This window comes from Cellulosimicrobium sp. CUA-896, assembly GCF_001942335.1.
Classification (GTDB): Bacteria; Actinomycetota; Actinomycetes; order Actinomycetales; family Cellulomonadaceae; genus Cellulosimicrobium.
In genome coordinates, this window is the sequence record NZ_MKKH01000002.1 from 1 (window position 1) to 25,325 (window position 25,325).

Genomic DNA, 25,325 nt, shown 5'->3' on the forward strand with positions numbered 1-25,325 from the left:
CGTCGACGCGGCGCGCGGCCCCCACCCCGACGCGCTCTCGTCGTTCGTCGACGCGGCGCGCGCCGCCGCCGACCGCTCCGGCCTCCGCACGCCGCCGCCGCCGTGGCTGCCTGCGCTGCCGGCACGCGTGCGCGCCGCCGAGCTCGGCCCGCGGTCGCGCGACGACCGGCCCGGCACGCTCCCGTCGCGCTCGGGGACGACCCGGCGCACCAGCGGCGCGCCGTCGTGCGGTGGGACCCCGCCGACGGTCACCTCGCCGTGCTCGGCGCGCGCGCTCCGGGCGCACCACGGTGCTGCGCGCCGTCGCGCGGGCCGCCCTCGAGCGGGGCTGGCACGTGCACGCGATCGGCGCGGGCCTCGCCGACCTGGCCGACCACCCCGGCACGGGCACGGTGGTGGACCGCACCGACGCGCGCCGCACCGCCCGGCTCCTGCGGCTCCTCGCCGGGCACGACGACGGCCAGGCACGCCCCGGCGGGCTGCCGGCGGCGACCGGCCGGCGCACGCTCGTGGTCGTCGACGACGTCGAGGCGGTGCGCGCGGCGCTCTCGGCGCTGGGCAACGGCGCAGGAGGAGACGTCCTCGCCGACACCCTCGCGGACTCGCCCGTCGCGTTCGCGCTCGCGGGCTCCGGCCCGACGGTCGCCGGCCTCGCCGCCCACGTCGGCGTGCGCGCCGTCCTCGCGTCGCGCGACCGGCACGACGACGTGTCGCTCGGCGTGCCGACCGGGCTCGCCGGGCAGGGCGGGCCGCCCGGGCGGGCCGTGTGGCTCGGGCCGGGCGAGCCCGTGCTCTGCCAGGTCGTCCTGCCGGACGACGACCCCGGCGTGCCCGCCGACGCCGCCGCGGCCGAGCAGCCGGCTGACGCGCCGGTCCGCCTCGCGGCGGTCCCGGAGCGGGTCGCGGGCGAGGCGCTGCCGCAGGGAGCAGGAGCCGTCGTGGTCGGCGCGGGCGGCGACGACGCCGGACCGGTCGCCCTCGCGCCGGGCGGGGGCGTCCTCGTCGTCGGGCCACCGGGCAGCGGGCGGTCCACGACCCTGCGCCTGCTGGCGCGCCACGCGGCCGCGGCGGGGGCGCTGCGCGGGGTCATCGCCCGGGACGGGTCGGTGGGCGACGCGGTCCGCGCGGTGGCCGGTGCCCGCGTGACGGTCGTGCGGCGGTTCACGCCCGCCGACGTGACCGCGCTGCTCGACGAGGTGGCCGGCACCGTGCCGGCCGCCGCGGGCGGCGAGCGACCCGTCGTCGTCGTCGACGACCTCGACCAGCTCGCACAGCTGTGCGTCCTCGAGGCGGAGCGGCTCGCGGCGCTGTGCCGCGACGACGTCGCGCTCGTGGCGAGCTCCACGACCGCGTCGGCCGCCATGGCGCTGCGCGGCCCGCTCGCCGAGCTGCGCGCGCTGCGGCGCGGGGTCGTGCTCGCACCGGCCGAGCGGGGCAGCGCCGACGTGTTCGGCCACGAGCTCGCGTGGCTCACGGACCCGGGCCGGCCCCGCGCGGGTCGCGGCGTCGTCGTGGAGGGCGCGCGCCTCGTGCCCGTGCAGGTCGCGAGGGCGCCGTGACCCGCCGGGCGGGTGGCGTCAGCCCGTAGGTCGTGCGTCGCGCGTCGTCGCCTCCACGACCGGGCGCAGCATGAGCAGCACGAGCACGACGACGGCGAGCACGAGCGCGACGACGACCCACGGCGTGGCGCCGACCTGGAGAGAGCTGACGGCGACGACGCCCTGGAGTATCTGCCAGGTCGCGACCGGCGAGCGCGCCCAGCGCCGCCCCTGGAGCAGGCCGCGCACGGCCGCGGCGAGCAGCGCCGCGACACCGAGCGCGAAGACCACGATGAACAGGCTCACGCCGACCGACCCGGAGCCGCCGGAGAAGAGCTCGACAAGGAGGACGACGGCACCGACGACGAGAGCGACCACCTCGATCGCGACACCGGCGACGACAGCCGTCAGCGCGACCGGAGGCCGTGCACCGGGAGCGGGTTCCCGTCCCTCCGGGACGGGCTCGGACGGGGGCACGGAAGCGCTGCGGGACGGCACGGTCACCCAGGGTACGCCGCCACCTGCGGCTTCACACCTGTGTGACGAAGGCCTCACGATTCACCCCGGGGAAACTTTCCCGTAACCACTTGTGCGGCGGTTCACGAGGTGTGACGCTGGTTCAAGCATCAATCATTCCCCCGTCCGAGCCTGGTCCCGCGCGCCCGTCGCGCCGCACCACGACCCGATGCACCAGGCTCCATCCTCGTGCCAAGGAGATCATCATGGACTGGCGTCACCGCGCAGCCTGCCTGGACGAAGACCCCGAGCTGTTCTTCCCGATCGGGAACACGGGCCCGGCCCTCCTGCAGATCGAGGAGGCGAAGGCCGTGTGCCGCCGCTGCGACGTCGTCGACACGTGCCTGAAGTGGGCGATCGAGTCCGGCCAGGACGCGGGCGTCTGGGGCGGCCTGTCCGAGGACGAGCGCCGCGCGCTCAAGCGCCGCACGGCGCGCGCACGCCGCGCCGGCTGACTCGCCGCACGGGCGGCACGGCCGCCCGCCGCGACCTCACGAAGGGCCTCCACCCACCCGGGCGGGGGCCCTTCGCTCACCCCTGGCGCGTACCCGCGCCGTCGCGCAGGACGAGCTGGAGCACCACCTGCGTGCCGCCGCCGGGCCGCGGCTCCCAGGTGATCGTCCCGCCGAGCTCGTTCGTCACGAGCGTCTGGACGATCTGCGTGCCGAGCCCGCTCTTCGACGCGCGGCCCGCGCTCGCGACGTCGCCGTCGGGCATCCCCACGCCGTCGTCGGCGACGACCACGCGCACCGCGGACCCGTCGCGCTCCGCCGCCACCTCGACCGTCCCGGCCTCGCGCTTGGCGAGGCCGTGCTCGACGGCGTTCGTCACCAGCTCGGTGAGCACGAGCGCGAGGGGCGTCGCGTCCTCGGCCGGGACGAGCCCGAAGGTCCCGGTACGCACCGTGCGGACGCTGGTGTCCGCCGAGGCGACGTCGGCCGCGAGCCGCAGCGCCCGCCCGACCATGTCGTCGAACTCGACCTCCTCGTCGAGGGTCTGGGAGAGGCTCTCGTGCACGAGCGCGATCGTGGCGACGCGACGCATCGCCTCCTCGAGCGCGGCGCGCGCCTCGGGCACGTCCATGCGCCGGGCCTGGAGGCGCAGGAGGGCGGCGACGGTCTGGAGGTTGTTCTTGACGCGGTGGTGGATCTCGCGGATCGTCGCGTCCTTGGTGATGAGCTCGCGCTCGCGGCGACGCAGCTCCGACACGTCGCGGCACAGCAGCACCGCGCCGATGCGCTGGCCCGACTCGGTGAGCGGCAGCGCGCGCAGCGACAGGGCGGTGCGCTGGGCCTCGATGTCCGTGCGCCACGGCGCCCGGCCCATGACGACGAGCGGGAGCGACTCGTCGACCGGCGTCTGGTGCTCGACGAGGTCCGCCGTGACCTCGATGAGCGAGCGGCCGACGAGCGGCCCGATCACGCCGAGGCGGTGGAAGCAGCTCAGGGCGTTCGGGCTCGCGTACAGCACCTCGCCCTCGGAGTTCAGCCGGATGAGCCCGTCGCCCACGCGCGGCGCGCCCCGCCGCGGCCCGGTCGCCGCGTTGGGGAACGGGAACTCCCCGCGCGAGATCATGGCGACGAGGTCGTCGGCCGCCTCGACGTAGTTGAGCTCGAGCCGGCTCGGCGTGCGACCGCTGCCGAGGTTCGTCTGCCGCGCGACCACGGCGACGGCCCGTCCCTCGTGCACGACCGGGATCGCCTCCTCGCGCACGGCGTACGCGCCGAACCACCGGGGCTCGCGCGAGCGCTGCGACCGCGCCTCGGCGAGCGCGCGCTCGAGCTGCGGGCGCTGCCCCTCCGGCGCGAACGACCCGACGATGTCGTCGTAGTGCACCGTCGCCCCGGTCGAGGGCCGGCACTGCGACAGGGCGACGAAGTTGCCGTCCTGCGTCGGGAGCCAGAGCACGAGGTCCGCGAACGCGAGGTCGGAGATCACCTGCCAGTCGCCCACGAGCAGGTGGAGCCACTCGTTGTCCGCGGCGCTGAGGTCGGCGTGGCGGGAGATGAGGTCACTCATGGCAGACACACCCCCCAGGGTAGAGGGATGCCGCTCGTGGGCGTGCCCGTTAGAGTCCGGCGTGAGCGCTCCACGACCGGGGCGCACCCGAGGAGGTCCCGTGCACCTGCGCGTCGAGCTGCGTTTCCCCGCGTCCGTCCAGGACGTCGGCGCGATGCTCGCCGACGAGTCGTTCGTCCGCTGGCGCGCCGAGCGGTCGGGAGGGCCGGGCGGCGAGGTCCAGCAGGTCGACGTGACGGGTGACGCCGACGGCGCCTTCACCGTCGCGGTGCGCCGCACGCTGCCGACCGACCAGATCCCCGCGCACGTGCGCTCGTTCGTCGGCGGGGGGCTCGAGATCCGCCAGGCGGAGGCCTGGGAGGCCGAGCACGACGCGTCCGCCGGGGCACCGTCTCGCTCGAGATCGCGGGCGCGCCGGTGCGTCTGACGGGCACCGTCCTGCTCGCGCCGGGCGGCACGTCCGGCAGCACGGGGGGCGGCACAGGGGGCGCCACCGTCCAGACCTACGAGGGCGAGGTCCGTGCCTCGGTACCGCTCTTCGGGAGCGCGATCGAGGAGGCGGCGGCCGACGCCGTGCGCACCGCGCTCGCCGCGGAGGAGCGCGCGGGGCGCGAGTGGCTCGCCCGCTGAGCCGACGACCGGTCTCGAACCGGTAACGATTCGACCCCTCAGCACTACCCTCGTCACGCAGCGACAACGCTGTGACCTGCGAAAACGTGGCGATGGGAGCGCGGCCACGCGTCCGGCGGCATCGCGGCGGCTTGACACCTCCGCGCGCTCGCCGCCACCATCTGAGCACTTTATGGAAGCGCTACCACTTGCGGGTGGGAGCGCTGCCACCGTCACGACAAGGGAGTCACCGTGCAGAGCAGCACCCGTACGACCCGCCGGTCCCGCCAGGCGATGTCCGCCGCCGCGGGCCTGGCGGCCATCACCCTCGCCCTGACCGCGTGCTCGAGCGGGTCCGGGTCCGACGACGAGACGACGACCGGGGACGAGAAGATCACCCTCACCGTCGCGACGTTCAACGACTTCGGCTACACCGACGAGCTGCTCGCGCGGTACACCGAGGAGCACCCGAACGTGGAGGTCAAGCAGACCAAGGCCGCCAAGTCGGAGGACGCCCGCACCAACCTCACGACCAAGCTCGCCGCCGGCGGCGAGGGCCTCGCCGACATCGAGGCGATCGAGGTGGACTGGCTGCCCGAGCTCATGCAGTACCCCGACCTCTTCACCGACCTGAGCGACCCCGAGCTCGAGGGCCGCTGGGTCGACTGGAAGGTCCAGCAGGCGACGACGCCCGACGGCATGGTCATCGGCTACGGCACCGACATCGGCCCGAGCGCCATCTGCTACCGCCAGGACCTGCTCGAGGCGGCCGGGCTGCCGAGCGACCCCGCCGGGGTGGCCGAGCTCCTCGGCGGCGAGGACGCGACGTGGGACGACTACTTCGCGGCCGGCGCCACGTTCACCGAGGCGAGCGACGCCGCCTGGTACGACTCCGCCATGGCCCTGTCGCAGGCGATGGTCAACCAGATCGACAACGCCTACGAGGAGTCCGACGGCACGCCGAAGGACCTCGCCTCGAACGCCGAGATCAAGGACATCTACGACACCGTCCTCGAGCAGTCGACGACCAACGGCCTCTCCGCAGGTCTCGAGCAGTGGTCGGGCGACTGGGACGCCGCGTTCCAGAACGACGGCTTCGCGACGATGATCTGCCCGGCGTGGATGACGGGCCCGATCGAGGAGCGCTCGGGCGGCGTCGCCGGCTGGAACGTGGCCGACGTCTTCCCCGGCGGCGGTCTGAACTGGGGCGGTTCGTTCCTCACCGTCCCGGCGTCCGGCCCGAACGTCGAGGCGGCGCAGGAGCTGGCCGCGTGGCTGACCGACCCGGCCCAGCAGACCGAGGCGTTCGAGAACGCCGGCACCTTCCCCTCGCAGGTCGAGGCGCAGGAGTCCGAAGCCGTCCAGTCGTTCACGAACGAGTTCTTCAACGCGGCCCCGGTGGGCGAGATCTTCGTCAACCGCGCGCTCGCGATCGAGGGCGCCCCGTTCAAGGGCGCGAACTACTTCGCGATCCACACCACGGTGCAGGACGGCATCAAGCGTGTCGACGTCGAGAAGACCGACGACGCCGCGTCCTCCTGGGACAAGACGATCCAGGCCTACCAGGACCTGGGCCTGTGAGCTGACGGGGCCGGGCCGGCGCGCGAGCGTCGGCCCGGCCCCCGCCGTGCCCCCGCCGCGCCGCTGCCGTGCCGGCGGCACGGCCCCGTCCACCGCCCGGCGTCGCCCGGACCGCGACCCGCGCCGACGCACCTGAAGACCAGGAATCCACATGGCCGTCCTCACGCCCACCCAGCCCCCGCCGGGGCTCGAGGGACCGACCGAGCGCACCCCCCGCCGCGTCGGCCTCACCCAGCGCCTGAGCCGCTGGGACGTCAAGGTCTCCCCCTACCTCTACATCTCGCCGTTCTTCGTCCTCTTCGCGATCACCGGCCTGTTCCCGCTCGTCTACACCGCCGTCGTGTCGGTGTACGACTGGAACCTGCTGGGCGGCCAGGGCGACTTCGTGGGCCTCCAGAACTACACGGACGTCCTCGCCCAGCCGACGTTCTGGAAGTCGCTGCGCAACACGCTGTCGATCTTCGTCCTGTCGTCGGTGCCGCAGGTGATCGTCGCGATCACCATCGCCGCCCTGCTGGACCAGAACCTGCGCGCCGCGACGTTCTGGCGCATGGGCGTGCTGCTGCCGTACGTCGTGGCGCCGGTCGCGGTGTCGATGATCTTCGGTCGCCTCTTCGCCGACCAGTACGGACTGATCAACGAGCTGCTCGGCGTGGTCGGCATCGAGCCGATCCGCTGGCACGCCGACACCTTCGCGAGCCACGTCGCCATCTCCAGCATGGTGAACTTCCGCTGGACGGGCTACAACGCCCTGATCTTCCTCGCGGCGATGCAGGCGGTGCCGCGCGAGCTGTACGAGGCCGCGATCATCGACGGCGCCGGGCGCGTGCGCCAGTTCTTCTCCGTCACCGTCCCGCAGATCCGCGCGACGATCATCTTCGTCGTCATCACGTCGACGATCGGTGGCCTGCAGATCTTCGACGAGCCGCGCATGTTCGACGCGCAGGGCCTCGGCGGAGCCGACCGCCAGTGGATGACCACCGTGCTCTACCTCTACGACGTCGCGTGGGGCAACCAGAAGAACTTCGGGCGGGCAGCGGCCGTCGCCTGGCTCCTGTTCCTCATCATCCTCGCGATCGGCATGGTCAACTTCCTCGTCACCCGGCGGATCTCGACGTCCTCGACCCGGCCCGGCCCGTCCCGCCGTGCACGGCGGCACGTCCGCTCCCGCCGGCGTGCCGGGGCCGGCAGGGCGATGGCGGTCCGCCCGCCCGCCGCCGGCGACAACGCCGCCGTGCCGATGCCCAGCTCCACCGATCGGAGGAAGCGATGAGCTCCGTCCCCGTCGCCGCCCAGACCGCCGGCACGGGTGCGGCCCGCGCCGCCGCCCGCCGCCGCAACGCGGGCAAGAACGTCGGCGGCACGCAGCGCCGGCCCCGCTGGGTCACCTACACGATCCTCGGCGTCGCCCTGCTCGTGTCGGTGTTCCCGCTGTACTTCACCCTGATCCTCGGGTCCTCGACGCCCGACGAGATCTCGCGCAGCGCGCTGCCCCAGCTCCTGCCCGACGCGAGCCTGTTCGACCGGTTCGCCGACGTGATGAGCTCGGACGCCATCAACTTCTGGAAGGCCGCGTTCAACTCGGTCGTCATCTCGGTGGTGACCGCCGCGTCGGTCGTGCTCTTCTCGACGCTCGCCGGGTTCTCGTTCGCCAAGCTCCGGTTCCGGGGCCGGGGGCCGCTGCTCGTGTTCGTCATCGCGACGATGGCGGTGCCGACCCAGCTCGGCGTCATCCCGCTGTACATCCTCATGTCGGACATCGGCTGGATCGGCAAGCTCCAGGCAGTGATCGTGCCCGCGCTCGTCACCGCGTTCGGCGTGTTCTGGATGACGCAGTACCTGGGTGAGGCGCTGCCGTACGAGCTCATCGAGGCGGCCCGCGTGGACGGCGCGTCGATGTTCCGCACGTTCTGGTCGATCGCTCTGCCCGCGGCGCGGCCCGCCGCGGCCATGCTCGGGCTGTTCACGTTCGTGCAGCAGTGGACGAACTTCTTCTGGCCGTCGATCGTGCTCAACCAGAACAACCCGACGCTGCCGCTCGTCGTGCGGTCCCTGCAGTCCAACTACTTCGTCGACTACTCGCTCGTCATGGCGGGGGTCTTCCTCGTGACGCTGCCGCTCATCGTGATCTTCCTGTTCACCGGCCGCCAGCTCGTCGCGGGCATCATGCAGGGCGCCGTGAAGGGCTGACGCCCTGCCCCGGGGTGCCCGGGGCGGCCGCGCTCGTGCCCGGCCGCCCCCGCCCGACCATGCCACCGCACCACCTTCGAAGGACAATCGACCCATGAGCATCTTCGTCCCGTCCACGCCGCTCGCGCCGAACCCCGAGACCGCCACCGGTCGCGTGGAGATGCCGCGAGGCTTCCTGTGGGGTGCCGCCACCGCGGCGTTCCAGGTGGAGGGCGCGGGGCACACCGACGGCCGCACGGACTCGATCTGGGACACGTTCTGCCGCGTCCCGGGCGCGGTCGTGAACGGCGACGACGGCGAGGTCGCCTGCGACCACTACCACCGGTACCGCGACGACGTCGCCCTGATGCGCGAGCTGAACCTCGGGGCGTACCGCTTCTCCAGCTCGTGGGCGCGCGTGCGGCCCGACGGCGGCGCGGTGAACCCGGCCGGCGTCGCGTTCTACGACCGGCTCGTCGACGAGCTTCTCGCGGCCGAGATCCTGCCGTGGATCACGCTCTACCACTGGGACCTGCCCCAGGCGCTCGAGGAGAAGGGCGGGTGGACGAACCGCGACACCGCGTTCCGGTTCGCCGACTACGCGGTGTCGATGCACGAGGCGCTCGGCGACCGCGTGGGCGTGTGGACCACGCTCAACGAGCCGTGGTGCTCGGCGTTCCTCGGCTACACCGCGGGCGTGCACGCGCCCGGCCGGCAGTCGCGCGAGGACGGCCTCGCCGCCGCCCACCACCTGCTCCTCGGGCACGGGCTCGCCGTGCAGGCGCTGCGCGAGCGCGCCCCGCAGGCGAACCTCGGCATCACGCTGAACTTCACGGTGTCCGACCCGGTCGACCCCGCCGACCCGGCCGACGTCGACGCGGCGCGCCGGATCGACGGGCAGTTCAACCGGATCTTCCTCGACCCGCTGCTGCGGGGCGAATACCCGCAGGACGTCCTGGACGACGTCGCGCCATACGGCCTGCTCGACCACGTGCGGGACGGCGACCTCGAGATCGTCTCCACCCCGATCGACACGCTCGGCGTGAACTACTACAACGGCGGCGCCGTCACCGGCCACGCCCCGGCACCGACCGAGGACGAGGCCGGGGGTACCGACGGCGGCACGCGCCCGGAGGGCGTGCGCGAGGGCGAGGGCGACGACGCGCCCGTGCGCGCGACGTCGTCCCCGTACCCGGCCGCCGACGACGCCCACGGCCGCTCGCGCGGCCTGCCCACCACGGACATGGGCTGGGAGGTGCAGCCGGAGGGGCTGACCCGGCTCCTCACGCGCTGCAGGAGGACTACACCGGGCCGCGCGGCATGGCCATGTACGTCACCGAGAACGGCGCGGCCTACCCCGACGCGGTGGCGGCGGACGGCTCGGTCGACGACCAGGACCGGCTCGCCTTCCTCGACGCGCACCTGCGGGCGACGAAGGACGCGATCGACGCCGGCGCGGACGTGCGGGGCTACTTCGCGTGGTCGCTCATGGACAACTTCGAGTGGGCGCTCGGGTACACGAAGCGCTTCGGGATCGTCCGGGTCGACTACGCGACGCAGGAGCGGACCGTCAAGGCCAGCGGGCGCTGGTACGCGCAGGTCGCGCGCGACAACGTCGTGCCGGCCCGTGACGGCGCGCAGGACGACGCCGCGCGCTGATGAGCACCGCGACACCGCCGGTCCCCGTGCCCCACCGGTCGAGGCGGCCGTCGCCGCGGCCCCGGGGGCAGCGGGCCGGGACCGGTGCGCGCGATGCCGGGCGGGCAGGAACGGGTGGGGCGATACTGGGAGGATGACCATCCCGAGCCCCGCACCCACCCTGGACGAGGTCGCCCAGGCGGCGGGTGTCTCGCGCTCGACCGCGTCCCGCGCGATCAACGGCGGGCTGCGCGTCTCGCCCGAGGCGCAGGCGGCCGTGGACGCGGCCGTCGCGACGCTCGGCTACACGCCCAACCGCGCGGCGCGCTCCCTCGTCACGCGGCGTACGGACTCGATCGCGCTCGTCGTGCCGGAGCCGGACGAGCGCATCCTCACGGACCCGTTCCTCGCGGGGACGATGCGCGGCGTCAGCGCGGCCCTCGTGGGCACGGACCTGCAGCTCGTGCTGCTGTTCGCCCGGCCGGACGAGAAGCCGGGCCGGATCGTGCGCTACCTGCGCAGCGGGCACGTGGACGGGGCGATCGTCGCCTCGCACCACCGGGACGACGAGCTCGAGGACGCGCTGCTCGCGACGCGCCTGCCCGCCGTCTTCGTCGGCCGCCCGTTCCATCCGACGCCGGACCTGCTGTACGTCGACGTGGACAACGTCGAGGGCGGCCGGCTCGCCGCCCGCCGCCTCGTCGACGCGGGGTGCCGGCGGGTCGCGACGATCGCGGGACCGCAGGACATGACGGCGGGCGTCGACCGGCTCGCTGGCTGGCGCGAGGTGCTCGAGGAGGCGGGCCTGCCCCACGACGCGGTGGCCGTGGGCGACTTCGCCGTCTCGGGCGGTGCCGCGGCGATGGAAACCATCCTCGCCGAGCACCCCGACGTGGACGGGCTGTTCGCCGCGTCCGACCTCATGGCCGAGGGCGCGATGCGCGTCCTGGCGCAGCACGGCCGCCGCGTGCCGGGCGACGTCGCCGTCGTCGGGTTCGACGACCTCGCGACCGCCGCGACGTCGTCTCCCCCGCTGACGACCGTGCAGAACCCGATGATCGAGATGGTGCGCGACGCGACCGACATGCTGCTCGACCTCGTCGCGCACGGCCGCGCCGACGTCACCTCCCGCGTGCTCGCGCCCCGGCTCGTCGAGCGCGACTCGGTCTGAGCCCCTCCCTGGCAGCTCGGCACCGGCCCGGCGGCTCGGCGCCGGCGCACGGTCAGCGGCGCACGTGCCCGTACCGGTGGGTCGTGCGGCTCACGGCCTGCTCGTGCAGGACGGCGAGCAGCTCGCGCCGCCCGCTCGCGACGACCTCGTGGTCGAGGACCGTCACGTCCCCCACCCGCTCGGCCGCGGCCTCGAGGAGCCCCGGCGAGGAGCCGACGACCCGGACCCGGCCGCGGACCCGGCCGTCGCGCACGCGCGCGGCGAGCTCGGCGTCGTCGACGGTCTCCGGGTCCTCGCCGGCGGCCCCGGCGACCGCGCGCAGCCCGGCGGGAGCACCCGGTGCCGGCACGACGACGACCGGCACGCCCGCCGTGCGCGCCGCGTGCAGGACGCGCTCGACCTCGACGGGTCGCGCGTCGGCGCCCGCGCGCACGGTGAGCAGGTCGACCGGCCGGTAGCGGAAGACGTTCGCCTCCGCGTGCAGCCCGGACGGGTCGTGCTCGCGCGAGAACTCCCGCTCCCACCACCGGGCGTCGTCGGCCCGCGCCCACGCGAGCCACTGCTCGGGCGAGGTGTCGCGCGCGGGCGGGCCGTCGCCGTCGGGCCGCGCGCCCGCGTCGGCGGCGTCCCCGGCGGCGGCCGCGTCCCCGCCACCGGCCACCACGTCGTCGCGCCACCGCCCGAGCTGCGCCACGTAGCTCGGGCCGCCGGCCTTGGAGCCCGGTCCGACCACGGACTGCTTCCACCCGCCGAAGGACTGCCGCTGCACGATCGCGCCGGTGATGTGGCGGTTGACGTAGCGTTGCCGACCTCGACGGCGTCGAGCCAGCGCGCCACCTCGTCGTCGTCGAGGCTGTGGATGCCGCCGGTGAGACCGAACGGCACGGCGTTCTGGAGCGCGACCGCCTCGTCGAGCGTCGCCGCGGTCATGATCCCGAGCACGGGGCCGAAGTACTCGGTGAGGTGGAACGCCGAGCCGGGGCGCACGCCCTCCTTGAGGCCCGGGCTCCACAGGCGACCGGTGCCGTCCGGCCCGGCGTCGAGGCAGCGCGGCTCGACGAGCCACGACTCGCCCTCCTCGAGCGTCGTCAGCGCGCGCAGCAGCTTGCCCGACGCCGGCTCGGTGAGCGGCCCCATGGTCGTGGACAGGTCCGTCGCCGGCCCGACCGCGAGCGAGCGCACCGCGTCGACCAGCTGGCGCCGCACGCGCCGGCCGGTCTCCGTGCGCGGGTCGCCCGCCGGCCCGACGAGGATCAGCAGCGACGCCGCGGAGCACTTCTGGCCCGCGTGGCCGAACGCCGAGCGCACGGCGTCCGCGACGGCGAGGTCGAGGTCGGCCGAGGGCGTCACGACGAGCGCGTTCTTGCCCGAGGTCTCGGCGAGGACCGGCCGCTCTGGCCGCCAGCGCGCGAACAGCTGCGCCGTCTCGATGGACCCGGTGAGCACGACGCGCGCGACGCCCTCGTGCGTGACGAGGTGGCGGCCGCGGTCGTCGTCGGGCACGCGCACGTACTGCACGACGTCGGTGACCTCGACGCCGGCGTCCGCGAGGGGGCGCAGGCCCTCGGCGTCCGCCGCGGCCGCGTCGCGCAGCCCGGCGTGCACCGCGTCGACCGCGACCTCGAGGCAGCGCGGGGTCGGCGGCGCGGGCTTGGCGACGACGGCCGAGCCCGCCGCGAGCGCCGCGAGCACCCCGCCGACGGGAATCGCGACGGGGAAGTTCCAGGGCGGGGTGACGAGCGTGACGCCGTCGGGCTCGAAGCGCGCCCCTGGCACAGCGCCCGGGGCGAGGTCGTCGGCGCGGTCGGCGTAGTAGCGCGCGAAGTCGACGGCCTCGCTGACCTCGGGGTCGGCCTCCGCGACGGTCTTGCCGGGCTCGTGCACCATGGCGGCGACGAGGTCGGTGCGCGCTTCCTCGAGCCGGCGGGCGACGGCGCGCAGCACCCGGCCGCGGGCGACCGGCGCGACCTGCGCCCACGCCGCGGTGGCGCGCCCGGCGCGCGCGACGACGTCGTCCACGTCCGCGGTGGAGGCGAGCTCGGGCGTGCGGACGGGGACGTACCCGCTGTCCGGGCCGGTGACGCGGCGCGCCCACGCGCGGTGGGCGGCGACGGCGGGGTCGGTGTCGGCGGCGTTGGCGAACCCGTGGTCGTCGACCGATCGGCTCCCGGACCGGTCGCCGACCCGGGGTTCGTCCGCTGCCGGCGACGTGGTCGGGGCGGTCGCCGGGAGGTCGGTGCGTGCCCGACGCCGCGGGGTCACGTCCTCCTCGGCGTACCGGACCCCGTGCCGCACGGAGGCGCGGAAGGCGTCCTCCTGGCGCTGCATGGCGGTGCGGCCGTCGCCCGCGAACATCGCGTGCAGGAAGTTCTGCTCGGCGGCGTTCTCCTCGAGGCGGCGCACGAGGTAGGAGATCGCGACGTCGAAGTCCTCGTCGCGCACCACGGGCGTGTAGAGCACGACGCGACCGCCGCGACCGGCGTGCGGCCCGTCGGCGGCGCGGTCGCGCGCGACCTCGTCGCGCACGGCGCGCGCCTCGCCGGGCGCCATGCCCTGGAGCATCTCGACGTCGAGCGCGTGGCTCACGCCACGGGCCCGGCCGAGGAGCACGGCGAGCGCGACGTGGAAGAGGTTGTGGCTCGCGACGCCGATCCGGACCGCGTCGGTGCGGGGCGCGCGCAGCGCGTGGTCGAGCAGGCGCACGTAGTTCGCGTCGACGTCGGGCTTCGTCGGGTACGGCGCCCGCGGCCAGCCGTGCACCTCGGCCTCGACCGCCTCCATCGCGAGGTTCGCGCCCTTGACGAGCCGGACCTTGACCGGCGCCCCGCCGGCCGCGACACGTTCGGCGGCGAACGCGGTGAGCTCGTCGAGCGCGCCGAGCGCGTCCGGGAGGTACGCCTGGAGCACGATCCCGGCCTCGAGCCCGCGGAGCTCGTCGTGCGCGAGGACGGCGCGGAAGACCTCGGTGGTGAGCGCGAGGTCGCGGTACTCCTCCATGTCGAGGTTGAGGAACACGCCGTGGTCGCGTGCCGCGCGGTACAGCGGCAGGAGCCGCTCGACGACGCGGTCGCGCGACCCCTCGAGGTCCCACGTGACGAGCTGCGACGCGACCGAGGACACCTTGACCGAGACGTAGTCGACGTCGGGCCGCTCGACCAGCGCGATCGTCCGCTCGAGCCGCGCGCGGGCCTCGTCCTCGCCGAGCACCGCCTCGCCGAGCAGGTTGACGTTGAGCGCGTAGCCCTCGGCCCGCGTCCGGGCGAGGTGCGCGCCGAGCCCGGCACCGGCGTCGGCCACGAGGTGCCCGACGAGCTGGCGCAGGCGCACGCGCGCGGCCGGCACGACCACGCGCGGCAGCACGGGAGCGACCCCCGCGCCGACGCGCAGGAGCGCGCGGTCGACCGGGCCGAGGAACGAGCCCGCGCGTCCCGCGAGGCCGCCGAGCCGGCCGAGGGCGCGCGCGGCCACGTGCGGGTCCTGGGGGCGGGCGACGTCGTCGACGAACCGCACGGCGAGCTCCAGCCCCGCCGGGTCGGAGACGAGGGAGCCGAGCCGCTCCGCCGTACGGCGCTCCCGGGACTGCGCACGCCCGCTTCCCGCGCCGTCGCTCGCGGCGAGCCAGCGGCGCGCGAGGTCGGCGGCCTCGTCGACGAGGTCCTCGTCGACGAGGTCCTCGGGGACGGGGTGCGTCTCGGTGGCGGCGGCTCCGGGGGTGGGGAGAGGCCGCGCGGTGGCGTCGTCGCTCATCCCCCCAGCGTGCCTCGCCGCGCGCGACCTGTCTTGTACGATCCGGGTCGACATGGCAGCCGTTCGCGACAACTCGTGGCCCGAGGCCGAGGCGCTGCTCGCGGCGCTCAGCCCCGCGATGGTGGCCCTCATGGACGAGCTGCCCGGCACGATGTTCTGCGCGAAGGACGTCACGGGGCGGTACGTCGCGGTCAACCCGGTGTTCGTGGCACGCACCACGGAGCGCTCGCGCCGGGCCGTGGTCGGGCGACGCGCCGGCGACCTCTTCGTCCCCCAGCTCGCGGAGCGCTACGAGCAGCAGGACGCGGAGGTGCTGCGCACCGGCCGGCCGCTGCGCGGGGAGCTCGAGCGCATCCGGCGCCTCGGGGGCACGGCGGGCTGGTTCCTCACGGCGAAGCTCCCCGTGCACGACGACGCGGGCCGCCTCCTCGGGCTCGTGTCCGTGTCGCACGACCTGCGGGCCGGCGAGGCCGACGACGCGACGATGGCGTCGGTGTCCGCGCTCGTCGCGGCGCTCGAGGCCGACCCCGCGGCGCGGTGGACGACGGGACTGCTCGCGGACGCCGCCGGCTGCTCGTCCGCGACGCTCGAGCGGCGCGTGCGCCGCGTGTACGGCGTCACCCCGCGCCAGCTCGTGCTGCGCACGCGGGTGGACCGCGCGACCCGGCTGCTCGCCGCGGGCGAGGGCACGCTCGCGCACGTGGCGGCGGCGTCGGGGTTCTACGACCAGCCGTCGTTCACGCGCACGTTCGCGCGCCTGACCGGCGAGACGCCGGCGCAGTACCGCCGTCGCACCGCCCGCTGAGCCTCCCGCGCCGCCCGCAGCACGGACCGACGGGGTCCACCGGTGGCGAGGGTCGGCGTCGGGCACGAAGACTGGTGCCCATGACCACTGCACCCGGAACCCCCGGACCCGACACCTCCGGCATCCCCACCGCGACGCTCCCCGGCGGCGCCATCCCGCTGCTCGGCATCGGCACGTGGCAGTCCGAGGGCGACGACTGCTACCGCGCCGTGCGGCACGCGCTCGACGTCGGCTACCGCCACGTCGACACCGCGACCGGCTACGGCAACGAGTCGCAGGTGGGACGCGCTCTCGCCGACTCGGGCGTCGACCGCGACGACGTGTTCGTCACGACGAAGCTCCCGCCGGACGCGGCGGGCAAGGAGCGCGAGACGCTCGAGGCCTCGCTGCGCGACCTCGGCACCGACCACGTCGACCTCTGGCTCATCCACTGGCCGCCGTCCGGCGAGGCGTCCCCGTGGGTGTGGGAGCGGTTCGTCGAGCTGCGCGACGAGGGCAAGGTCCGCTCGATCGGCGTGAGCAACTACTCCGTCGAGCAGGTCGACATCCTCTCCGAGCAGGTCGGCGAGACGCCCGCGGTGGACCAGATCCCGTGGAGCCCCGCGGACTACGACGCGAAGACCGCGTCCGAGCTCGCGCGGCGCGGCGTCGTGCTCGAGGGGTACAGCCCGTTCAAGCGCACCGACCTCGACGCGCCCGTGCTCGCCGAGGTCGCGTCCGCACACGGGGTCACCCCGACGCAGGTCGTGCTGCGCTGGCACCTCGACCACGGCTTCGTCGTCATCCCCAAGTCGGTGACGCCCTCGCGCATCGAGGAGAACTTCCGCGTCACGGGGTTCTCCCTCACCGAGGACGAGCGCGCGGCGGTCGACGGCCTCGCCGGCTGACGACGGTTCCTCCCGCCGGTCCGCGGGGCGCGCCGCTGCGCGCCCCGCGGACCGCGGTACGTTGTGGTCCGGGCACGGCACACCCCCGCCGCGCCCGGACCACCTCGGACCGGAGGACCCGTGACGACGACGTCAGCACCCCAGACGACCCCACCCACCCCGACCGACGCGAGCACCCCGGCGCCTACCGACGCGACCGCCCCAGCGCCTGCCGACGCGATGCCCGTCGGCCGCGAGCCGGACCCCGGCTCACCGCTCGCCACCGCGCACGCCCAGCTCGCCGGTGCCGCCGCGTTCCTCGGCTACGACGACGGCCTGCACCGCATGCTCGCGACCCCGCGCCGCGAGGTGCACGTCGCCGTGCCGCTGCGCCGCGACGACGGCACGACCGTGCTCTTCCACGGCTACCGCGTGCAGCACAACGTCTCGCGCGGCCCCGGCAAGGGCGGCCTGCGCTACGCCCCCTCGGTCGACATCGACGAGGTCCGGGCGCTCGCCATGTGGATGACCTGGAAGTGCGCCGTCGTCGACCTGCCCTACGGCGGGGCGAAGGGCGGCGTGGCGATCGACCCGCGCGCGCACACCGACGCCGAGCTCGAGCGCGTCACCCGCCGCTACACGTCCGAGATCATGCCGGTCGTCGGCCCGGAGCGGGACATCATGGCGCCCGACATGGGGACCGACGAGCGCACCATGGCCTGGGTCATGGACACGTACTCGGTCAACCAGGGCTACACGATCCCCGCCGTCGTGACGGGCAAGCCCATCACCGTGGGCGGATCGCTCGGCCGCACGACGCGACGTCCGCCGGCGTCGTGCACGTCACCGCCGCCGCGCTCGCCGAGGCGGGTGCCGACCTGTCGGAGGTGACCGTCGCCATCCAGGGCTTCGGGAAGGTCGGGTCCCACGCGGCGGCGATCTTCGCGGCGCGCGGGGCGCGGGTCGTCGCCGTCTCCGACCAGTACGGCGGGGTCCGCGACCCGGGCGGCCTCGACGTGCGCGGCCTGCTCGAGCACGCGGAGCGCACGGGCAGCGTCGTGGGCTTCGAGCGCGCCGAGCCGATCGCGAACGACGACCTCCTCGCGCTCGACGTGGACGTCCTCGTCCCGGCCGCGGTCGGCGGCGTGCTCGACGGCGCGTCCGCCGCGCGCGTGCGGGCCCGGTGGGTCGTCGAGGGAGCGAACGGGCCGACGACCGCCGACGGCGACCGCGTCCTGGCCGAGCGCGGCGTGACCGTGGTGCCGGACGTCGTCGCCAACGCGGGCGGCGTCGTCGTGTCGTACTTCGAGTGGGTCCAGGCCAACCAGGCCTACTGGTGGACCGCGCAGGAGATCGACGAGAAGCTCGAGCACCGCATGCAGCACGCGTACGACGAGGTGTCGGGCCTCGCGCGCCGCGAGGGGCTGAGCCTGCGCGACGCCGCGCTGGTCATCGGCGTGCAGCGCGTCGCGGAGGCCCACCAGATCCGGGGCCTGTACCCCTGAGCCACCGCTGACCCACGTCCCCGGCAGCATCACCGCGTCCAACCGAGCGAGCGGCCGTGCGCACGGGCACCCTGGTGCCATGACGAAGGACGTGCACGAGGACGCGGACCAGATCCGGCACGACTTCTCCGAGGCCGTCACCATGACGGCCTCGGAGCTCGAGTCGTGGCTCGAGACCGACGAGTCGCGGTCGGTGGGGCAGAAGTCGTCGGACGGGTCGGAGAGCACCGGCCACGCGTCCGGCCGGCGGATCGTCGAGCTGCTGCGCACGAAGAAGGACGACCTGAGCGAGTCGGACCTTGAGCACATGCGGAAGGTCACCGGCTACGTCGCCCGGCACTCCGCCCAGCGGCCCGACGGCGACGTCCGCGACACCGCGTGGCGGTACTCCCTCATGAACTGGGGTCACGACCCGCTCGCGACGGACTGAACGCCCCGCGGCACCGAGACGCCCGGCTGCGTCCGAGCGTGCTCAGGCGCTCCGACGGCGCAGGACGGCGACGAGGCCGGCCGTGAGCGCGACCGCCGACGCCGCCGCGGCCGCCCACGCGACCGTCGTGTCCTCGAGCGGACCGGCGAACCGCCCCACCGCGACCCAGGCCAGCCCCCACGACATCGCGAGCGCGATCCCGAGCGCCACGCCGCGACGCCGGCCCGCGAAGGCGGCCCACGCGACGGACAGCGCGGCCGCGAGCGCCACGACGACGACGCCCCAGCCGGTCGCGCCGAGACCGAGGCCGCCCACCCCGGCGTCCGCGAGCACCGCGGCGACGTTCGCGAGCGTCGCGACGCTCACCCAGCCCGTGTACAGCCCGACGGTGCCGTCGAGCACGACGGCCTGCGCCGCGCCGTCGGGCACCGACCGCACGAGTCGCACGACGAGGACCGCGAGCACGGCGAGCAGCGCGGCGATCACGACGACGCTCGCGACGAGCCAGCCCGCCTGCACGACGCCGATCCAGGCGGCGTTGAGCACCATCGAAGCGAGCACCCACCACGCCGTGGCCCGCAGGCGGGGCGTCGCGGCGTGCCGCGGCAGCACCTGGTACACCGCGAACGCGAAGAGCCCCAGGTAGATGACCGACCAGATGCGGAAGGCCGGGTTGTCGGGGGCCACGGGGGTGGCCGTCGCGGACAGCGCTCCCCCGGCGGTCTGCTCGACGGCGGTGCCGCCGAACGCGCCGGCGCCGTAGGCGGCGGCGCCGGCGGCGACGAGCGAGCCGATCAGGACCACGACCTGCCGGACGCGGTCGCCCGACGTCGGCGGGACGGCGAGGTGCGGGGAGGCGGCTGCGGTCGTCATGCCCCCACCATGACATCGCTCAGCATGCTGAGCATCCCGGGGCGCCGGCCGGGCACGAAGAACGCGGCCCGGAGGGACCCGGGTCAGGCGACCGGCTGGCGGTCCGCCCAGGCGGTCAGGCTCGTGCGCGGGCCCGTGAAGAAGGGGACCTCCTCGCGCACGTGGCGCCGGGCCTCGGTGTTCCGCAGCTCGCGCATGAGGTCGACGATGCGGTGCAGCTCGTCGGCCTCGAACGCGAGGATCCACTCGTAGTCGCCGAGCGCGAACGACGAGACGGTGTTCGCCCGGACGTCGGGGTAGTCCTTGGCGGCGAGACCGTGGTCGCGCAGCATCGTGCGACGCTCGGCGTCCGGGAGCAGGTACCACTCGTAGGACCGCACGAACGGGTACACGCACAGGTAGCCGCGCGGGTCCTCCCCCGCGAGGAACGCCGGGACGTGGCCGCGGTTGAACTCCGCGGGGCGGTGCAGCGCCGCGTTGGACCACACGGGCTCGAGGTGCGCGCCGAGACCGCTGCGGCGCAGCCGCTGGTAGGCGCCCTGCACCGACTCGATCGTCGGTCCGTGCCACCACACCATGAGGTCCGCGTCCGAGCGCAGGCCCGCGACGTCGTACCAGCCGCGCACGACGAGCTCGCCGTCGGTGGCGGCCGGGGCGTCGCCACCGCCCACCGCGTCGAGGGCCTCCGTGACGAGCGCGGCCCGCTCGTCGGCGTTCGCGGGCAGCGGGGCGGCCGTCGCGAACACCGACCACATCGCGTAGCGGATGGTGGCGTTGATCTGCTCGTGGTCGGCGGGGACGCGGGCGGCGCCGGGTCCGTGCTCCTCGGTCATCGGGTCCAGGGCTCCTCGTGCGGGGTCGGTGCGGGACGTCGTGCGTCGTCGGGTCCGGGACGACGCAGGGTCACGAGTACAGGTCGGTGCTGCACAGCGCGGGGACGCCGCTCGGCTCGCCGTCGCGGCGCAGGCAGCAGCCGGGCGCGCACACCGAGCGGAACGGGGGCAGGTCGCCCACGGTCGCCTGCGCGACGTCCTCGCCGCGGGCCAGCGCGGCGCGCTCGAGCAGCAGGTCGACGAGACCGCGGACGAACGGCTCGCGCGTGCTCACCGTGCCCGCCCGGACGGCCGTCATGCCGAGCTCCCCGGCCGTCTCGAGCGCCTCCGTGTCGAGGTCGTAGGCGACCTCCATGTGGTCCGAGATGAACCCGATGGGCGCTAGCACGACGTCGCGCACACCGTCCCCGGCGAGCGCCTCGAGGTGGTCGTTGACGTCGGGCTCGAGCCACGGCTGGCTCGGCGGCCCGGAGCGCGAGCAGTACGCGAGGTCCCACGCGACGTCGTGCCCGAGCCGCGCGGAGACCTCGGCGACGATCACGCGCGCCAGGTCGAGGTGCTGCTCGGAGTAGGTCGCCATCGCGACGCGCGAGGCCGCCTCCATCGTGTCCGGGATCGAGTGCGTGACGAACACGAGACGCGCGGCCGCGCCGTCGCCGCCCCGCTCCGCGAGCGCCGCGTACCCGTCGAGGACGGCGTCGACGTTCGCCTGCGCGAAGCCGGGGTGGTTGAAGTAGGAGCGGATCTTGTCGAACTGCACGCCCGTGGAACCGGTCGCCCCGAGCTGGCCGCGCTTCTCGAGCACGACCGCGAGGTCCTCGCGGTACTGGCGGCAGCCGGAGTACGACGAGTACGCGGACGTCACCAGGCGACGGCACGCTGCGCGCCGAGGGCCTCGAGCTCGCTGATCGCGTCGTCGGTGTACGGCTCCCAGTTCCGGTTGCCCCACACCACCGGCAGCTCGACGCCCCGGCGTGCGAGCTCGGCCTCGAGCGCCGCCTTGAGCGCGAGGTTCTGCTCGTTGATCGGGCTCCTGCCGCCGAACCCGTAGTAGTGCTCCCCGACCTCCTCGAGGCGCGCGTCCGGGATCCCCTTGCCGGCGGTCACGTTCCGCAGGACGGCACGACGTCCTCGGGCTCGTTCGGGCCGCCGAACGAGTAGAGGAACAGCGCGTCGTAGGGGCGGACGTCAGGCGTGTCGCGGACGGCGTGGGCGTCGTGGGCCGCGGGGGCGACGTCGGCAGCGGTGTCCTGGGGGGAGAACGGGGGCATGGTCTCGATGATGTCACCACCGCGGGCACGCACCAGCCGCGAACGCGACGCCGCGGACGTGACATCGAACGGACACTGTGTCACCTCCCTCGGTCCACGCCGACTGGTGAGGCCGGGCACCCGTCCTAGCGTGGTGAGGTCGGCGGCATCGGCGCCGCCGTCGGGTCTCGAAGGAGGACTCATGGACGCACGACGCACCACATGGAGGTCGGGAGCGGCCGGGGCCGCCGCCGCCGCGGCGCTCGCGGCGCTCCTGCCGCTGGGCGGCTGGGGGCAGGGCGGCGACGGCGGGGACGGCCACGGCCGTCCTGACGACCGCGGCCGGGGCGACCGCGCCAGGAACGTCATCTTCATCCAGGGGGACGGCCTCGGGCTGTCCCACCGCGAGGTCGTCCGCCTCGCCACCGTCGGCAAGGACGGGCAGCTCGCCATGGACTCGCTCGAGCACGCGGGCTGGACCACCACCGACTCCGCCGACCCCGAGGAGGCCGTCACCGACTCCGCCGCGGGCGCGACCGCGTTCGCGTCCGGCGTCCGGACCTACAACGGGGCGGTCGGCGTCGACGCCGCGGGGAACCCCGTGCCGACGCTCCTCGAGCGGGCGCGCGGAGCGGGCAAGGCCACCGGTCTCGTCACGACGGCGCAGGTCACCGACGCGACGCCCGGTGCGTTCGGGGCGCACGTGCCCGACCGCGGGGACCAGAGCGAGATCGCCCGCCAGTTCCTCGAGAGCTCGCGGCCGGACGTCGTCCTGGGCGGCGGCGAGGACTGGTGGTACCCCGAGGGAGACCCGGGCGCGTGGCCGGACAACCCGGCCAAGGACCCGACCGAGCAGAGCCGCGGCACCGCCGGCAACCTCGTCGAGCGGGCGCAAGAGCTCGGCTACACGTACGTGACCGACGCCGAGGGCCTCGCCGCCGCCGGCCGCGGGCGCCTGCTCGGGCTGTTCGCCAACGAGGAGATGTTCGAGCAGCGCAACGAGGGCGAGGGCGACCTGTACGAGCCGGAGGTGCCGCTCGTCGACATGACGGCCAAGGCGCTCGACGTGCTCTCGCGCGACCGCGACGGGTTCTTCCTGCTGGTCGAGGAGGAGGCCGTCGACGAGTTCGCGCACCGCAGCAACGCCACACGCACCATCCAGGCGGGCCAGGCGCTCGACGAGACGGTCGCGCTCGCGCTCGACTTCGCGTCGCGCCACCGGGGCACGCTCGTGCTCGTCGTCGGCGACCACGCGACGGGCGGCCTCGCGATCGAGAACGTCGACGACGAGGACGAGTCCGGCGAGGGCGCGACGACCGAGGACGGCCCGTTCGACCTCGCGGGTTCCGACCTGCAGTTCACGGTGGACTGGACCACGGGCGGCCACACCGGCGAGGCGACGCCGCTGACCGCGCAGGGGCCCGGCGCCGAGGACCTCACCGGGGCGCAGCGCAACACCGACGTCCACGACGTCGTGCTGCGGGCGATGCTGGGCCGCGGACGCGGCTGAGCGCCGACCGGTCCGGCGGCCGACGCGCACGGCGCGGCCGCCGGACCGCGGGGGCCGGCCCGTCACCGGACGGACGGGGTGCCACGTGCAGCGGGGGCGTCCGTCCTCAGCCGGCGAGCCGGCCGGCGAGGATCCGCTTGCCCTGCTCGGCGCCCTTCTGGCTCTCGTGCTGCGCGCGCCGGAAGAAGTCCGCGAGCTCCGCGTCGCCGTCGCGCTCCGCGTCCTGGACGTACTCCTCCAGGCGCAGCACGTTGCTCAGGCACTGCTCGACGAACCAGATGATGTCGTAGTCCTTGTCCTTCGTGCCGGTGACCCCACCGGTCTCCTCGTTCTGCGCCACGTCGGTCTCCTCCACTTCGGTCCAGCGTTCCGTCGGGTCGGGCGATCCGCGGCCCTGCCGGGTCGCGGCGCTGTCCCCAGGCCGTGCCGGCACGAGTCGTAGCACCCACGCTCCGCCGGTCCGGGCGGGATCGCAACCGCCCGCGGCCGTGACCGTCGGCACCGGGTGAGGGGGGCGAGATCGACGACGAGGTCGAGTCGTGCTGCAACCGTGACGAGCGATCGGCGGTGGACGATGCTGCGTCCCGAGCGCGCGGGCCGCTCAGGCCGAGGAACGCTCCCGGGCGTCGTCGGAGGGCTCCACCGGAGCCGGCGGGAGGTGCGGGCGCGACGCCAGCACGAGGCTCGTCACGGTCGCGGCGAGGTCGGTCAGGCGCGGCCGGGTCCGCCCCATGAGCTCCTCGAGCTCGACCGGGCCGGGGGCGATGCTGAACGCCGCGGCGATGCCCGCGGCGCGCGCCCGCTCCGCGGGTAGCAGCACGCGCCCTGCGAGCACGACGACGGGCGGGCGGTGCGGCGCCTGCGCCGCGAGCGCCCCGACGGCGTCCGCGACCTTCCCCTCGACCGACTGCGAGTCGAACGAGCCCTCGCCCGTGATGACGAGGTCGGCGCGCTCCAGCGCGTCCCGCAGGCCGATCGCGTCGGCCACCAGGCGTGCGCCGGGCTCGAGCTGCGCCCCGAGCACCGCGACGAGCCCGGCGGGGACGCCGCCGGCGGCGCCGGCACCGGGGACGTGCGCGACGGCGACCCCGGCCTCGCGCTCGAGCAGCCCCGCCCAGCGCTGCAGCGCGTCGTCGAGGAACGCGACGTCCGCCGGGGCCGCGCCCTTCTGCGGGCCGAACACGTGCGCGGCACCGCGCTCGCCGTGCAGGGGGTTCGTCACGTCGACCGCGAGCCGCCAGGACACGTCGCGCGCCCGCGGGTGCAGCCCCGCCAGGTCGAGGTGCGCGACGCGCGCGAGGCCCTCGCCGCCGTCGGGCACCGGCTCGCCGCGGTCGTCGAGGAGGCGCACGCCCAGCCCCGTGAGGATGCCCGAACCGCCGTCCGTCGAGGCGGAGCCGCCGAGGCACACGAGCACCTCGTCGACCCCCGCGTCGAGGACCGCCGCGGCCACCTCGCCCGTTCCGCGCGTGTGCGCGCGCAGCGGCTGGGGTGCCACGTCGCTCACGTGGGGCAGCCCGCTCGCCTCGGCGAGCTCGACCACGCCGAGCCGGCCGTCGGGCGAGACGCCGTAGCGGGCGGTGCGCGGACGGCCGATCGCGTCGACCGTGACGACGTCGCGCGCCGGGACGCCCCAGACGGCGAGCAGCGCGTCGAGCGTGCCCTCGCCGCCGTCGGCCATGGGCAGCTCGCTGACGTGCGCGTCCGGGACGACGGCGCGGACCCCGGCGGCGACGGCGCTCGCGACCTCCGCGGCGCTCAGGCTGCCCTTGAACGAGTCGGGGCGACGACGACGCGCAGCGGGTCGCCGCTCGGCCGGGCCGTCGGGAGGTCCGTCGGCAGAGACGTGGGCGCGGTGGTGCTCGACGATGAGGACACGGCGCGATCCTAGTGGTGGCTCCCCGGGAGACGGCGCTGCCCGACGGGGTCCTGCGCGGCGCGGAGCCGGTCGAGGAGCGCCCCGAGCGTGGCCAGCTCCGTCTCGTCCAGCACTCCCCCGACGTGCCGCGCGATGGTCCGCGCGTGGGCACGGCCGATGTCGCGCTGCACGCGCGCGCCCTCGTCGGTGAGGCGCACGAGGACGCCGCGCGCGTCGTCCGTCGCGACGGTCCGCTCCACGAGGCCGCGCTGCGCGAGCCGGTCGACCATCCGGCTGAGCGACGGCTGGCTGAGGAGGATGAGCGCGTTGAGGTCGCGCAGCCGCATCCCGTCCGCGGGCCCTTCGTCAGCGAGAACAGCACGTCGTACTCGCGCATCGTCAGCTCG

Annotated in this window: 18 protein-coding genes and 5 pseudogenes; 13 read left to right on the forward strand and 10 right to left on the reverse strand. The window is 75.1% G+C overall.

Annotation, left to right across the window (positions count from 1 at the left end; translation table 11 throughout):
* Positions 1-252: hypothetical protein (locus BJF88_RS20090; protein ID WP_222843890.1), on the reverse strand; the 252-nt coding region annotated here is incomplete at its 3' end.
* A 38-nt stretch (positions 253-290) separates the two neighbouring features.
* Between BJF88_RS20090 and BJF88_RS00470 the strand changes: the two genes are divergently transcribed.
* Entirely contained in the window at positions 291-1,559 is a 1,269-nt protein-coding gene (locus BJF88_RS00470; RefSeq protein WP_075827351.1) for a hypothetical protein, read from the forward strand.
* A gap of 18 nt (positions 1,560-1,577) precedes the next feature.
* On the opposite strand, the gene BJF88_RS00475 is transcribed toward BJF88_RS00470, so the two are convergent.
* The gene (locus tag BJF88_RS00475) at positions 1,578-1,916 is read right to left on the reverse strand and encodes a hypothetical protein (protein WP_255371607.1); all 339 of its coding nucleotides are present in this window, start codon (positions 1,914-1,916) and stop codon (positions 1,578-1,580) included.
* 344 nt (positions 1,917-2,260) lie between these two features.
* Between BJF88_RS00475 and BJF88_RS00480 the strand changes: the two genes are divergently transcribed.
* On the forward strand, positions 2,261-2,509 hold the full coding sequence (locus BJF88_RS00480) for a WhiB family transcriptional regulator (protein WP_021481972.1): 249 nt from the start codon (positions 2,261-2,263) through the stop codon (positions 2,507-2,509).
* 76 nt (positions 2,510-2,585) lie between these two features.
* On the opposite strand, the gene BJF88_RS00485 is transcribed toward BJF88_RS00480, so the two are convergent.
* Positions 2,586-4,073, reverse strand: a complete 1,488-nt coding sequence (locus tag BJF88_RS00485; protein ID WP_075827352.1) for a sensor histidine kinase — start codon at positions 4,071-4,073, stop codon at positions 2,586-2,588.
* 154 nt (positions 4,074-4,227) lie between these two features.
* On the opposite strand from BJF88_RS00485, the pseudogene BJF88_RS00490 reads away from it, so the two are divergent.
* From BJF88_RS00490 to BJF88_RS00515, 6 genes and pseudogenes are all read left to right on the forward strand, one after another.
* A pseudogene (locus BJF88_RS00490) lies at positions 4,228-4,703 on the forward strand (DUF2505 domain-containing protein).
* Positions 4,704-4,934: 231 nt separating this feature from the next.
* Positions 4,935-6,263: an ABC transporter substrate-binding protein gene (locus tag BJF88_RS00495; protein ID WP_255371608.1), complete on the forward strand. Its 1,329-nt coding sequence runs from the start codon at positions 4,935-4,937 to the stop codon at positions 6,261-6,263.
* 151 nt (positions 6,264-6,414) lie between these two features.
* Entirely contained in the window at positions 6,415-7,536 is a 1,122-nt protein-coding gene (locus BJF88_RS00500; protein WP_075827354.1) for a carbohydrate ABC transporter permease, read from the forward strand.
* Positions 7,533-8,453, forward strand: a complete 921-nt coding sequence (locus tag BJF88_RS00505; RefSeq protein ID WP_075827355.1) for a carbohydrate ABC transporter permease — start codon at positions 7,533-7,535, stop codon at positions 8,451-8,453. Before BJF88_RS00500 ends, BJF88_RS00505 begins: the two co-directional genes overlap by 4 nt.
* A gap of 94 nt (positions 8,454-8,547) precedes the next feature.
* Positions 8,548-10,091, forward strand: a pseudogene (locus tag BJF88_RS00510) (glycoside hydrolase family 1 protein).
* 133 nt (positions 10,092-10,224) lie between these two features.
* Positions 10,225-11,241 carry a LacI family DNA-binding transcriptional regulator gene (locus BJF88_RS00515; protein ID WP_075827356.1) on the forward strand — a complete coding sequence of 339 codons (1,017 nt, stop codon included), beginning with the start codon at positions 10,225-10,227 and terminating at the stop codon, positions 11,239-11,241.
* A 52-nt stretch (positions 11,242-11,293) separates the two neighbouring features.
* Here the strand turns inward: BJF88_RS00515 and BJF88_RS00520 are convergent.
* Positions 11,294-14,988: pseudogene (locus tag BJF88_RS00520) on the reverse strand (proline dehydrogenase family protein).
* A gap of 52 nt (positions 14,989-15,040) precedes the next feature.
* Here BJF88_RS00520 and BJF88_RS00525 point away from each other — a divergent pair.
* From BJF88_RS00525 to BJF88_RS00540, 4 genes and pseudogenes are all read left to right on the forward strand, one after another.
* Complete coding sequence (locus BJF88_RS00525; protein ID WP_075827357.1) at positions 15,041-15,793, forward strand: AraC family transcriptional regulator; 753 nt, start codon at positions 15,041-15,043, stop codon at positions 15,791-15,793.
* 80 nt (positions 15,794-15,873) lie between these two features.
* Positions 15,874-16,680, forward strand: a complete 807-nt coding sequence (locus BJF88_RS00530; RefSeq protein ID WP_075827358.1) for an aldo/keto reductase — start codon at positions 15,874-15,876, stop codon at positions 16,678-16,680.
* A gap of 219 nt (positions 16,681-16,899) precedes the next feature.
* Positions 16,900-18,164 (forward strand): annotated as a pseudogene (locus tag BJF88_RS00535) (Glu/Leu/Phe/Val dehydrogenase).
* A gap of 79 nt (positions 18,165-18,243) precedes the next feature.
* Positions 18,244-18,594 (forward strand): DUF3140 domain-containing protein, encoded by a 351-nt coding sequence (locus BJF88_RS00540; protein WP_075827359.1) that lies wholly within the window; start codon positions 18,244-18,246, stop codon positions 18,592-18,594.
* Positions 18,595-18,636: 42 nt separating this feature from the next.
* On the opposite strand, the gene BJF88_RS00545 is transcribed toward BJF88_RS00540, so the two are convergent.
* The 3 genes and pseudogenes from BJF88_RS00545 to BJF88_RS00555 all read right to left on the reverse strand — a co-directional run bounded on the left by BJF88_RS00545 (position 18,637) and on the right by BJF88_RS00555 (position 21,571).
* A complete protein-coding gene (locus tag BJF88_RS00545) occupies positions 18,637-19,467 on the reverse strand; it encodes a tryptophan-rich sensory protein (RefSeq protein ID WP_075827360.1) in 831 nt (276 codons plus the stop codon).
* Positions 19,468-19,550: 83 nt separating this feature from the next.
* Positions 19,551-20,300, reverse strand: coding sequence for a hydrogen peroxide-dependent heme synthase (gene hemQ, locus BJF88_RS00550; protein ID WP_075827361.1), 750 nt, complete (start codon positions 20,298-20,300; stop codon positions 19,551-19,553).
* Positions 20,301-20,370: 70 nt separating this feature from the next.
* A pseudogene (locus BJF88_RS00555) lies at positions 20,371-21,571 on the reverse strand (ferrochelatase).
* Between the two features lie 181 nt (positions 21,572-21,752).
* Here BJF88_RS00555 and BJF88_RS00560 point away from each other — a divergent pair.
* Entirely contained in the window at positions 21,753-23,060 is a 1,308-nt protein-coding gene (locus BJF88_RS00560) for an alkaline phosphatase (RefSeq protein WP_075827362.1), read from the forward strand.
* A 106-nt stretch (positions 23,061-23,166) separates the two neighbouring features.
* Here BJF88_RS00560 and BJF88_RS00565 read toward each other — a convergent pair whose 3' ends face one another.
* From BJF88_RS00565 to BJF88_RS00575, 3 genes are all read right to left on the reverse strand, one after another.
* A complete protein-coding gene (locus BJF88_RS00565) occupies positions 23,167-23,400 on the reverse strand; it encodes a hypothetical protein (RefSeq protein WP_075827405.1) in 234 nt (77 codons plus the stop codon).
* Between the two features lie 261 nt (positions 23,401-23,661).
* Positions 23,662-24,822, reverse strand: a complete 1,161-nt coding sequence (locus BJF88_RS00570; protein ID WP_075827406.1) for a glycerate kinase — start codon at positions 24,820-24,822, stop codon at positions 23,662-23,664.
* A gap of 125 nt (positions 24,823-24,947) precedes the next feature.
* A complete protein-coding gene (locus tag BJF88_RS00575) occupies positions 24,948-25,265 on the reverse strand; it encodes a MarR family winged helix-turn-helix transcriptional regulator (protein ID WP_369824426.1) in 318 nt (105 codons plus the stop codon).
* Positions 25,266-25,325 lie beyond the last annotated feature (60 nt).